The organism is Pseudomonas sp. RW407, from assembly GCF_003176655.1.
GTDB classification, from domain to species: domain Bacteria; phylum Pseudomonadota; class Gammaproteobacteria; order Pseudomonadales; family Pseudomonadaceae; genus Pseudomonas; species Pseudomonas delhiensis.
In genome coordinates, this window is the sequence record NZ_QGSL01000107.1 from 830,134 (window position 1) to 840,411 (window position 10,278).

The window sequence follows — 10,278 nt, forward strand, 5'->3', positions numbered from 1 at the left end:
CGGAATATGGGGTTTGTGGTGCCGTCGGATGGCCCGCTAGCGTGGAGGGCCTTCCGTTGTGCAGATGCCGCTGCCCGCTGCCGGGGCGGTATGGAACCTCAGCCAGAAGGCCTCGCGGCACGTGGAGTCGAACGTCATGCGCCTGGGCTGCACCGCGGCGGCCACAGGGCCGTCGCGAACGACCTCGTAGGTGATCCAGCACTCGGCGCACAGCAGGGTTTCATCCGGCGGGTAGTCGTCCCGTTCCAGCATGCGGCGGATGATCACGCCATCGCTGAACTCGTAGGTGGAGATCGACTGCCGGACTTCGAAGCCATTCTCATGCCAGTGGGTGCTGGTGGTGCTTTCGCGGACGATCCGGGGCTGCGTCGAGGTAGCCAGGATCGCCGCTGCGTAGTGGGCCAGGTGGTGCATGGGCGTGGTTCTTTCGATGTGAAGGGAAGGGCGGCCTCAGCTCGTCCGCACGTAGAGCAGCAGGCCATAGCCCAGCAGCATCAGCGGCCAGGCCACGGCCGGCCCGAACAGCAGGGCCCACAGCCGGCCGCGTGGGTCGAAGCCCACCCCGTGGACGAAGCCGCCGCTCACCCCGAGCATCACCAGCATCAGCAGGCCATGGCTGTAGCCGCCGTGGGCATCGAGCATCAGCGCCGGGTGGATCAGCAGCACCAGCGCCAGCGGCGCCGCCAGGAGCAGCGACAGCGCGCGGCTCCAGCGGCGGCACAGGGCGCGTTCAGGACTGGCGGCTGTCATCGCTGTCCAGGTCCTGGGTGGTTTCCAGCCAGAGGGCGTTGATGATGCCGAAGCTGCAGGCCAGCAGCACACCGAGAATCCAGGTGAAGTACCACATGCTTGTCGCTCCTCAGTAGAGTCCGTGGGGGTTGGCGTCGATGTGCCCGCGGCTCAGCCGGCCCCACATGCGCACGTAGCCCCAGAGGGTGTAGCAGAGGATCAGCGGGACGAAGATGCAGGCCACGGCGAACATGATGCCGAGGGTCTTGTGGCTGGATACCGCGTCCCACAGGGTCAGGCTGGCCGCCGGGTTCTCGCTGGAGGGGAAGACGAAGGGGAACAGCGCGAAGCCGGCGGTGCAGAGCGTGCCGACGATGGCCAGGGCGCTGCCGAGGAAGGTCAGGCCGCCTTTGCCGCCGCTGGCGCTGGCCAGGGCGATGAGCCCGCCGAGGATGCCCAGCGCCGGGGCGAGCATCGTCAGCGGCTGGCGGTGGTAGTTGGCCAGCCAGCCGGCGTTGTCGAGCGTCACTGTCTTGTGCAGCGGGTTGAGCACCGCGTTGCCGTCCACCGCCGAGACCAGGCTGAAGCCGTGCATGCCCAGGCTGACCCAGAGCCCGGCGCCGATGAAGGCCGCCAGGTACGCCAGCGCGCACAATTGCGCGGCGCGGCGCGAGCGTTCGGCCAGCTCGCCGTCGGTGCGCAGCATCAGCCAGGCGCCGCCGTGCAGGCAGAGCATGCTCAGGCTGACCACCCCGGCGAGCAGGGCGAAGGGGTTGAGCAGGGCGAAGAAGCCGCCGTGGTAGGCCGGCCGCATCAGCTCGTCGAGGGTGAAGGGCAGGCCCTGGAACAGGTTGCCGAAGGCCACGCCGAACACCAGCGCCGGGACGAAGCCGCCGACGAACAGCGCCCAGTCCCAGGCCTTGCGCCAGCGCGGGTTCTCCAGCTTGCTGCGGTAGTCGAAGCCCACCGGCCGGCAGAACAGCGCGAACAGCACCAGCAGCATGGCCCAGTAGAGCCCGGAGAAGGCGGTGGCGTAGACCATCGGCCAGGCGGCGAAGAGGGCGCCGCCGGCGGTGATGAACCACACCTGGTTGCCGTCCCAGTGCGGGGCGATGGTGTTGATCGCCACGCGCCGCTCGTGGTCGTCCCGGGCGACGAAGGGCAGCAGCGCCATGGCGCCCATGTCGAAGCCGTCGGTGAGGGCGAAGCCGATCAGCAGCACGCCGATCAGCACCCACCAGGTGATCTTCAGGGTTTCGTAGTCCATGGCGGGCTCCTCAGGCGGTGGCCGGGCGCTGCGCGGCGCCCTGCTCGAAGTGGTAGCGGCCGGTGTGCAGGCTCGACGGGCCGAGTCGGGCGAACCTGATCATCAGGTACATCTCCACCACCAGCAGCAGGCTGTAGAAGGCGACCAGCGCGATCAGCGAGCCCCACAGGTCGTGGGTGCCCAGGCTGGAGGCGGACAGGTGCACCGGCAGCACCTCGCCGATGGACCACGGCTGGCGGCCGTGCTCGGCGACGTACCAGCCGGTCTGCGCGGCGATCCAGGGCAGCGGCAGGCTCAGCAGCGCCCACTTCAGCAGCCAGGGCTTGCGTTCCTCGTGCTTGCGCGCCGAGGCCCAGAAGGCGCAGGCGAACAGGGCGAGCATGAGGAAGCCGCAGGCGACCATGATGCGGAAGCTGAAGAACAGCGTGAGCACGTCGGGGATGGTGTCCAGGGTGGCCAGGCGGATCTGCTCGTCGCTCGCGTCGACCACCTTGTCGGTGTATTTCTTCAGCAGCAGGCCGTAGCCCAGGTCCAGCTTGACCGCGTCGAAGGCGGCCAGGGTGGCCTTGGAAGTGTCGCCGCCGCGCAGTTTCTCCAGCAGCGCATAGGCCGTCATGCCGTTGCGGATGCGCGCCTCGTGCTGCACCAGCAGGTCCTTGATGCCGGTGACCTCCTTGTCCAGCGAGCGGGTGGCGATGATGCCCAGCGCATAAGGGATCTTGATCGCGTAGTGGGTGCGCATCTGCTCCTGGTCGGGGATGCCGAACAGGGTGAAGCCGGCCGGCGCCTGCTCGGTGTTCCACTCGGCCTCGATGGCGGCCAGCTTGGTCTTCTGCACGTCGCCGATCTCGTAGCCGGATTCGTCGCCGAGGATGATCACCGAGAGGATCGAGGCCAGGCCGAAGGCCGAGGCGATGGCGAAGGAGCGGCGGGCGAAGCCCTGGTCACGCTGCTTCAGCAGGTAGTAGCTGGAGATCGCCAGGACGAAGATGGCGCCGGTCACGTAGCCGGCGGCCACGGTGTGGACGAACTTGACCTGGGCCACCGGGTTGAACAGCAGGGCGCCGAAGTCGGTGAGTTCCATGCGCATGGTCTGGAAGTTGAATTCCGCGCCCACCGGGTTCTGCATCCAGCCGTTGGCGATCAGGATCCACAGCGCCGAGAGGTTCGAGCCCAGGGCCACCAGCCAGGTCACGCTCAGGTGCTGGACCTTCGACAGGCGATCCCAGCCGAAGAAGAACAGGCCGATGAAGGTGGACTCGAGGAAGAAGGCCATCAGCCCCTCGATGGCCAGCGGCGCGCCGAAGATGTCGCCGACGTAGTGGGAGTAGTAGGCCCAGTTGGTGCCGAACTGGAACTCCATGGTCAGCCCGGTGGTGACGCCGAGGGCGAAGTTGATGCCGAACAGCTTGCCCCAGAACTGCGTCATGTCCTTGTACACCTGCTTGCCGGTCATCACGTAGACCGACTCCATGATCGCCAGCAGGAAGGCGAGGCCCAGCGTCAATGGGACGAACAGGAAGTGGTACATCGCCGTCATGGCGAACTGCAGGCGTGACAGGTCGACTACGGCTTCGGAAATCATCACGGGGACTCCTTGGCGGGGGTGGATGTGGGCGCGGGGGTGCCCAGCAGGTGCGCGCTGACCTGCCGTTCGCCCTCGACGGGAAGGGTGGGGTGGTCGAACCAGATGGCCTTGATGGCCAGGAGCAGGGCCAGCTTGATCAGCACGATGGCCGCCAGTTCCCTGACCAGCTTCGGGGAGCGGATTGACGCACTCACTTGTGCACCTCTGGAGCGGCTGCTGTAATACCCCATAGGGTATTTCAGAAGTGCCCTTCCAATGAGATGGCAGATTGACGCAGCAGGGGTGCCAGGCATCGCCCTGGACCTGGTCCGGCAATCCGCGCCGCTCATGTTCACCGTGCCGGATGACCCGCGCGGGAGCTGACCAAGGAGATCGTCATGAAAACGAATGTCGGGACTGTCGACCGCGCTGTGCGCATCATCGTGGGGCTGCTGCTGATCGGGCTGAGCCTCGCCGGCGTGATTGGCTGGTGGGGGTGGATCGGCGTAGTGCCGCTGGCCACCGGCATCTTCCGTTTCTGCCCGGCCTACCCGCTGCTGGGCATCAGTACCTGCAAGGCCTGCAAGCGAGCCTGACGCAGGGCACGGGCCATGCCCGGCGGCTTCCCCGTCGCCGGGCTGGCTGTGCCCGGCGAACAGCGCTACCCTCACGTCCGGGCGCCGGGTTGCCAGGGATGGAAACCGCATGGGGCCGTCACCTCGGGATGCGCGTTGGAAGGTACACGTGAGTAGAAAAACCGATATCACCCCCCAGGAAGCGATGCTCAACCGCCTGGCCCGGATCGAGGGCCAGGTGCGCGGGTTGCAGGCCATGATCCGCCGGGGCGAGGAGTGCGAGACCATCGCGCTGCAGTTCCGCGCGGCGCGCAAGGCCCTGGACAAGGCCTACCAGGAGCTGCTCGCCTGCCTGCTGGAAGAGGCCTTCGACGACCGCGAGCAGGACCCGGCGCAGACGTTGCAGCGGGTCCGGGCGATCTTCACGAAGTACACCTGAAGGCGGCGCCTGCTCGCCCTGGCGCATGCCTGGCGAATGTCCCTTCATATGACGCCCAGAGCCCCCAGGCTGCGGTAGAGCATGTACAGCGCGGTGGCGCCGATCAGGCTCGCGGACACCAGGTTCAGGGTGCCCTGGCTGCGTGACAGGCGCGTCGCCAGCCAGGCGCCGCACAGCCCGCCGGCCACCCCGCCGCCGATGAAGACCACCGCCAGCGGCCAGTCCACCAGGCCCGAGCGTGCGTAGTTGAATGCGGTGGTCAGGCCGAAGGCGGTCACCGCCACCAGCGAGCTGCCCACGGCGAAGAGGATCGGCATGCGCGTGGCGGCCATCAGGCCGGGGACGATGAGGAAGCCGCCGCCGATGCCGAAGAATCCCGACAGGGTGCCGGCCAGGCCGCCGAACGCCGCCAGCCGCGGGGCGTTGCCGCGGCCCAGCGCCACCGCGGCGTCCCCCTCGCTGGCGCGCCCGCGCAGCATCAGCGCCGCCACCACCAGCATCAGCAGGGCGAACAGCACCAGCAGCTTCTGGCCGTCGAAGGCCTTGCCCAGGGACGAGCCGAAGAAGGCGCCGACCATCCCGACCAGCGCGAACACCGAGGCGCAGGGCCACTTCACGTTGCCCCGGCGGGCATGGTTGAGCAGGTTGGCGGCGGCGTTGGCGGCCACCGCCAGGGCGCTGGTGCCGATGGCGACGTGGGGGTTGTCGACGCCGACCAGGTAGACCATCAGCGGCACGGCCAGGATCGAGCCGCCCCCGCCGACCAGGCCGAGGGTGAAGCCCACCAGCGATCCGGCGGCGGCGCCGAGCAGGTACTGCAACAGGCTGAGGGTCGGCATCTCGGCCTCCTCAGGCGGACTGTTCGGCGTTGCGCCGGCCGGGCGCGCAGAGCCACTCGCGGCCCTTGAGCATGGCGTTCCAGTAGATGCCCGGCAGCGCCTCGGACTTCAGGTGCCAGGCCAGGCGCGACGGCTTGCGGCCGTCGAGCAGCCAGCGCGGGAAGGTGGGCAGCAGCTTGCCGCCGTAGCCGAACTCGGCGAGCACGATCTTGCCGCGCTCCACGGTCAGCGGGCAGGAGCCGTAGCCGTCGTAGGCCGCCGTCAGGGGCTGGCCGTCGAGGCAGGCGAGGGCGTTCTGCGCCACCACCGGCGCCTGCTTGCGCGCCGCCGCGGCGGTCTTGGCGTTGGGCGCGGCGCTGGCGTCGCCGAGGGCGAAGACGTTGGCGAAGCGCGCATGGCGCAGGGTGGTCGGGTCGACGTCGATCCAGCCTGCGTCGCCGGCCAGCGGGCTGCTGCGGATGAAGTCCGGGGCGGTCTGCGGCGGGCACACGTGGAGCATGTCGAACTCGCGCACTTCCTCGTGGCGCTGGCCGTCGGCATCGGTGCGGGCGAAGGTGGCGGTGCGCGCCGGGCCGTCGACCGCCGCCAGGGTCGAGCCGAAGTTGAGCTGGGCGCGGTAGCGCTCGACGTACTCCATCAGCGCCGGCACGTAGTCCGCCACGCCGAACAGCGCGGCGCCGGCGGTGTGGAACTGGATGTCGATGCCGTCCAGGCGGCCGCCGCGCAGCCAGTGGTCGGCGGACAGGTACATGGCCTTCTGCGGCGCGCCGGCGCACTTGATCGGCATCGGCGGCTGGGTGAAGAGCGCGCGGCCGCGGTGCAGGCCACGCACCAGTTGCCAGGTGTAGGGCGCGAGGTCGAAGCGGTAGTTGGAGGTCACGCCGTTGCGCCCGAGGGTCTCGGCCAGGCCGGGGATGGCGTTCCAGTCCAGCTTCAGGCCGGGCGCCAGGACCAGCACGCGGTACCTCAGGCTGGCGCCGTTGGCCAGGATCACCCGGTCGTCCTGCGGCTCGAAGGCCGCCGCGGCGGAGCGCTCCCAGGCCACGCAGTCGGGGATCAGCGCCGCCATCGGGCGCACCGTGCGGTCGGGGGTGAAGACGCCGGCGCCGACCATGGTCCAGCCCGGCTGGTAGTAGTGCTCCGTGGCCGGCTCGACCATGCAGATGCTCAGGTTCTGGCGGCGCTTGAGCAGGCTGGCGCAGGTGGCCAGGCCGGCGGCGCCGGCGCCGATCACCACCAGGTCGTAGAGGGGCTCGCCGCGTGCCGGGCGCGGGCCGGCGGCCGCCTGCAGGCGCGGGCGCAACTGGCCGAGGTCGAAGCCGGCCCTGGCGGCGCGGGCGAGTATGTCGTCCAGGGGCCGTTGCCCCGCCTGGGACAGCGCCCAGAGCGTGGCCGAGCGGGTGCCGGTGCGGCAGTAGGCGAGCGTCGGGCCGCTCTGGCCGGCGAGGGCGGCGACGAAGGCGCGCACGTCGGCGTCCCCGATGGCGCCGCTGATCACCGGCAGGTAGACGAAGGCGAGGCCCTGGTCGGCGGCGGCCGCGGCCATGGCCCGGCTGTCCGGCTGGCCGTCGGCCTCGCCGTCGGGGCGGTTGCAGATCAGGCTGCGGATGCCGGCGGCGGCCAGGGCGGGAAGGTCTTCGGGGTTCAGTTGCGGGGCGACGCAAAGGCCATCGTCCAGGGGCAGACGTTGCATGGCGGATTCCTCTTCTTCTTTCGGCGGCGCAAGGCAAGGGGAGGGCGGCGGGACAGCGGCCGTCATGGCCCGCCGTCGGCGGCTCAAAGCAGGTTCAGCGGCAGCTTGAGGTAGCGCACGCCGTTGTCTTCCGGCTCCGGCAGGTGGCCGCCGCGCATGTTCACCTGCACCGAGGGCAGCATCAGGCGCGGCATCGGCAGGGTGGCGTCGCGGGCGTCGCGCATGGCGACGAACTCGGCTTCGCTCACGCCGTCGTGGACATGGACGTTGCCGGCGCGCTGCGCGCCGATGCTGGTTTCCCAGGCGTAGTGGTCGCGGCCCGGGGCCTTGTAGTCGTGGCAGAGGAATACCCGCGTGCGCCCCGGCAGGCCGAGCAGCCGGCGGATGGAGCGGAACAGCGTGGCGCTGTCGCCGCCGGGGAAGTCGCAGCGCGCGGTGCCGTAGTCGGGCATGAACAGGGTGTCGCCGGGGAATACCGCGTCGCCGATCACGTAGGCCATGCAGGCCGGGGTATGCCCGGGCACGTGCAGGGCGATGGCCTGCAGGTTGCCGATGCGGAAACTTTCGCCATCCGCGAAAAGATGATCGAACTGGCTGCCGTCGCGGGCGAAGGCGCTGCCGGCGTTGAAGATCTTGCCGAAGGTCTGCTGCACCCGGGTGATGCGTTCGCCGATGGCCAGCCGGCCACCCAGGCGCTCCTGCAGCAGCGGCGCGGCGGACAGGTGGTCGGCATGGGCGTGGGTCTCCAGCAGCCAGGCCACCCGCAGGTCGTTGGCCTGGATGAACGCCATCAGGCCCTCGGCCGATTCCCGGTGGGTGCGGCCGCTGGCCTGGTCGAAGTCGAGCACGCTGTCGATGATGGCGCAGGCGTTGCTGGCGGGGTCGCGCACCACGTGGCTGACGGTGAAGGTGGCTTCGTCGAAGAAGGAGGTGACCTGCGGGGCGAGGGCGCGGCCGGCGGCGGCGTCGTCGACCAATGCGCTGGCGGTGGCCAGGGCGGCATCGGCATGGTGGGCGGACATGGGGGACGTCTCCTGCGGCATTGACCTGAATCATGCTTACACTATTTCTTTAATAGTGCAATTATGAAAACGTCGAAGTGTCGGCGTCGACGCTACCGGGCCGGGGCGGTAGCATGACGGCCTGTTCAGCCGAGGATCTGGATCACCGTGGAAGCCAATGCCTGTGCCGCTCCCTCCATGCCGCCGCTGCGCCAGAACGACCGTGCGCCGGAGTTCCGCGCCCGCACCACCCGTGGCGACGTCGCCCTGAGCGACTACCGCGGCCGCTGGCTGCTGCTGTTCTCCCACCCGGCGGACTTCACCCCGGTGTGCACCAGCGAGTTCATCGCCTTCGCCCGCGCCAAGCCGCGCTTCGACGAACTGGGCTGCGAACTGCTGGCCCTGTCGGTGGACGGCCTCTACTCGCACCTGGCGTGGATACGCGACATCCACGAGCGCTTCGGCGTGGCCATCGACTTCCCGATCATCGAGGACCCCTCCATGGCCATCGCCCGCGGCTACGGCATGGTCGCCCCCGATGCGGTGGACAGCTCGACCACCCGGGTCAGCTACGTGATCGACCCGGAGGGCATCATCCGCGCCCTGAGCTGGTACCCGATGAACGTCGGCCGCTCGGTGGAGGAACTGCTGCGCCTGGTCGCCGCGCTGCAGGCCACCGACCGGCACGCCGCCTCCACGCCGGAGGGCTGGCAGCCCGGCGGCGCGCTGCTGGAGCCGGTGGCCCTGGATGCGCACGAGGCGTTGCAGGTCGAACCCGGCCCGGACGAAACCTGGTACTACCGCTGGAAGAAACCATGAGAACCCCGGCCGACGAGGGCCTGGAAGCCCTGAAGGAGCGCGCCAACGACGCCGCCGACCTGCTGCGCCTGCTGGCCAACCCGACGCGCCTGCTGCTGCTCTGCCAGATCGCCCGCGGCGAGTGCTCCGTGGCGGAACTGGAGCGCAACCTCGGCCTGCGCCAGCCCGGCCTGTCGCAGCAACTGGCGGAGTTGCGGCAGAACCAGCTGGTGAAGACCCGCCGCGAATCCCGCTCGATCTACTACAGCCTGGCCGACGCCCGCGTGCAGGTGCTGCTGGAAGCACTGCACGAGGCGCTGTGCGGCGACCCGCAGCTGCAGCAGGCGACCAGGCCCCCCGCCAGGATGGCGCCGGCGCCCGGGGAGAGCGCGCGTTTCGCCCGGATCGAGCGTTAGGTCAGCGGCGCCACCGCATCTTTTGCCGTCTTCGGTACGGTTTCATCTTCTGCTGTACGGGGCTCCCTCGTTAGCGGGCTGGCCTCGCCCGAAGCCGCCCGGAAACCGGGCGGGCTTCGCCTGCATGGCAGGCAGCGAAGCAGGGGCGCTGCGGGCCGTACCGGCGTTGCGCAGGGTTTCTGCGCTATCGGGATAAGCCCTTCCGCCAGGGGAGCGTGGGGCGGCGGCTTTCTTCCTATGATCTCGACGAGTTGCCGAGCTACCCGTAGCTGCGTTGGCTGCTTGCCGTGTCCATGGAGTGCCTGCCCTTGAATACCCCGATGACCCAGATTCCCTGCCGTAGGTGCTGGCGATGAGTGCCTACCTCCAGTGCCTTTCGCATTCGCCGCTGATCGGGCACGTGGACCCCGCGCCGGAGGTGCTGCAGGAGGTCGCCGACGTGGTGGGCATGGCGCGCGACCGGATTGCGGCGTTCGCGCCGGAGCTGGTGGTGTTGTTCGCGCCGGACCACTACAACGGCTTCTTCTACGATGTCATGCCGTCTTTCTGCATCGGTGTCGCCGCCCATGCCATTGGCGATTTCGGCACGCTGAGCGGCACCCTCTCGGTGCCCAGGGCGCTGGCCGAGTCCTGTGCCGGCGAAGTGCTCAAGGCCGGCGTCGACGCGGCGGTTTCCTACCGCATGCAGGTCGACCACGGCTTTGCCCAGCCGCTGGAGCTGTTGCTCGGCGGCCTCGCCGAGAAGCCGGTGATCCCGGTGTTCATCAACGGCGTGGCGGTGCCGCTGCCGGGCTTCCAGCGCGCCCGGCTGCTGGGCGAGGCCATCGGCCGTTTCGCCCGCTCCACCGGCAAGCGCGTGCTGTTCCTCGGCTCCGGCGGGCTGTCGCACCAGCCGCCGGTGCCGGAGCTGGCCAGGGTCGACGCGCGCATGGCCGACCGCCTGATGGGCAGCGG

The 10,278-nt window shown here is 69.6% G+C and carries 14 protein-coding genes; 5 read left to right on the forward strand and 9 right to left on the reverse strand.

The window, feature by feature from the left end:
* Positions 1-36 precede the first annotated feature (36 nt).
* The 6 genes from DK254_RS27880 to cydP are packed head-to-tail and all read right to left on the reverse strand — an operon-like array spanning position 37 to position 3,778.
* Positions 37-414, reverse strand: a complete 378-nt coding sequence (locus DK254_RS27880) for a hypothetical protein (RefSeq protein WP_109936417.1) — start codon at positions 412-414, stop codon at positions 37-39.
* Positions 415-450: 36 nt separating this feature from the next.
* Positions 451-750, reverse strand: coding sequence for a cyd operon YbgE family protein (locus tag DK254_RS27885; protein WP_109936418.1), 300 nt, complete (start codon positions 748-750; stop codon positions 451-453).
* Entirely contained in the window at positions 731-847 is a 117-nt protein-coding gene (gene cydX / locus DK254_RS27890; protein ID WP_089392208.1) for a cytochrome bd-I oxidase subunit CydX, read from the reverse strand. The genes DK254_RS27885 and cydX overlap by 20 nt, the downstream gene beginning before the upstream one ends.
* A 12-nt stretch (positions 848-859) precedes the next feature.
* Complete coding sequence (cydB, locus tag DK254_RS27895) at positions 860-1,996, reverse strand: cytochrome d ubiquinol oxidase subunit II (RefSeq protein ID WP_109936419.1); 1,137 nt, start codon at positions 1,994-1,996, stop codon at positions 860-862.
* Positions 1,997-2,006: 10 nt separating this feature from the next.
* Positions 2,007-3,581, reverse strand: a complete 1,575-nt coding sequence (locus tag DK254_RS27900; RefSeq protein ID WP_109936420.1) for a cytochrome ubiquinol oxidase subunit I — start codon at positions 3,579-3,581, stop codon at positions 2,007-2,009.
* A complete protein-coding gene (gene cydP, locus DK254_RS27905; protein ID WP_256595973.1) occupies positions 3,581-3,778 on the reverse strand; it encodes a cytochrome oxidase putative small subunit CydP in 198 nt (65 codons plus the stop codon). Before cydP ends, DK254_RS27900 begins: the two co-directional genes overlap by 1 nt.
* Before the next feature lie 183 nt (positions 3,779-3,961).
* Between cydP and DK254_RS27910 the strand changes: the two genes are divergently transcribed.
* Positions 3,962-4,159, forward strand: a complete 198-nt coding sequence (locus DK254_RS27910) for a DUF2892 domain-containing protein (RefSeq protein ID WP_109936422.1) — start codon at positions 3,962-3,964, stop codon at positions 4,157-4,159.
* Positions 4,160-4,343: 184 nt separating this feature from the next.
* Entirely contained in the window at positions 4,344-4,577 is a 234-nt protein-coding gene (locus DK254_RS27915; RefSeq protein ID WP_089392213.1) for a metal-sensing transcriptional repressor, read from the forward strand.
* A 44-nt stretch (positions 4,578-4,621) separates the two neighbouring features.
* Here the strand turns inward: DK254_RS27915 and DK254_RS27920 are convergent, their stop codons facing one another.
* The 3 genes from DK254_RS27920 to DK254_RS27930 all read right to left on the reverse strand — a co-directional run bounded on the left by DK254_RS27920 (position 4,622) and on the right by DK254_RS27930 (position 8,131).
* Positions 4,622-5,416, reverse strand: a complete 795-nt coding sequence (locus tag DK254_RS27920; protein ID WP_109936423.1) for a sulfite exporter TauE/SafE family protein — start codon at positions 5,414-5,416, stop codon at positions 4,622-4,624.
* 10 nt (positions 5,417-5,426) lie between these two features.
* Entirely contained in the window at positions 5,427-7,109 is a 1,683-nt protein-coding gene (locus tag DK254_RS27925; RefSeq protein WP_109936424.1) for a bifunctional protein tyrosine phosphatase family protein/NAD(P)/FAD-dependent oxidoreductase, read from the reverse strand.
* An 83-nt stretch (positions 7,110-7,192) separates the two neighbouring features.
* Positions 7,193-8,131 carry an MBL fold metallo-hydrolase gene (locus tag DK254_RS27930; protein ID WP_109936425.1) on the reverse strand — a complete coding sequence of 313 codons (939 nt, stop codon included), beginning with the start codon at positions 8,129-8,131 and terminating at the stop codon, positions 7,193-7,195.
* 147 nt (positions 8,132-8,278) lie between these two features.
* Here DK254_RS27930 and DK254_RS27935 point away from each other — a divergent pair, with 147 nt between their 5' ends.
* The 3 genes from DK254_RS27935 to DK254_RS27945 all read left to right on the forward strand — a co-directional run.
* Positions 8,279-8,929: a peroxiredoxin gene (locus tag DK254_RS27935; RefSeq protein ID WP_244160936.1), complete on the forward strand. Its 651-nt coding sequence runs from the start codon at positions 8,279-8,281 to the stop codon at positions 8,927-8,929.
* A complete protein-coding gene (locus DK254_RS27940) occupies positions 8,926-9,324 on the forward strand; it encodes a helix-turn-helix transcriptional regulator (RefSeq protein WP_109936426.1) in 399 nt (132 codons plus the stop codon). The genes DK254_RS27935 and DK254_RS27940 overlap by 4 nt, the downstream gene beginning before the upstream one ends.
* Before the next feature lie 352 nt (positions 9,325-9,676).
* Positions 9,677-10,278 (forward strand): 3-carboxyethylcatechol 2,3-dioxygenase (locus DK254_RS27945; RefSeq protein WP_146219681.1); only part of this gene is annotated, 602 nt, incomplete at its 3' end.

Bases quoted from the DNA above. Each gene is read 5' to 3' on its own strand.
- DK254_RS27880 (WP_109936417.1), bottom strand. From the start codon at position 414: ATGCACCACCTGGCCCACTACGCAGCGGCGATCCTGGCTACCTCGACG.
- DK254_RS27885 (WP_109936418.1), bottom strand. From the start codon at position 750: ATGACAGCCGCCAGTCCTGAACGCGCCCTGTGCCGCCGCTGGAGCCGC.
- cydX (WP_089392208.1), bottom strand. From the start codon at position 847: ATGTGGTACTTCACCTGGATTCTCGGTGTGCTGCTGGCCTGCAGCTTC.
- cydB (WP_109936419.1), bottom strand. From the start codon at position 1,996: ATGGACTACGAAACCCTGAAGATCACCTGGTGGGTGCTGATCGGCGTG.
- DK254_RS27900 (WP_109936420.1), bottom strand. From the start codon at position 3,581: ATGATTTCCGAAGCCGTAGTCGACCTGTCACGCCTGCAGTTCGCCATG.
- DK254_RS27910 (WP_109936422.1), top strand. From the start codon at position 3,962: ATGAAAACGAATGTCGGGACTGTCGACCGCGCTGTGCGCATCATCGTG.
- DK254_RS27915 (WP_089392213.1), top strand. From the start codon at position 4,344: ATGCTCAACCGCCTGGCCCGGATCGAGGGCCAGGTGCGCGGGTTGCAG.
- DK254_RS27920 (WP_109936423.1), bottom strand. From the start codon at position 5,416: ATGCCGACCCTCAGCCTGTTGCAGTACCTGCTCGGCGCCGCCGCCGGA.
- DK254_RS27925 (WP_109936424.1), bottom strand. From the start codon at position 7,109: ATGCAACGTCTGCCCCTGGACGATGGCCTTTGCGTCGCCCCGCAACTG.
- DK254_RS27930 (WP_109936425.1), bottom strand. From the start codon at position 8,131: ATGTCCGCCCACCATGCCGATGCCGCCCTGGCCACCGCCAGCGCATTG.
- DK254_RS27940 (WP_109936426.1), top strand. From the start codon at position 8,926: ATGAGAACCCCGGCCGACGAGGGCCTGGAAGCCCTGAAGGAGCGCGCC.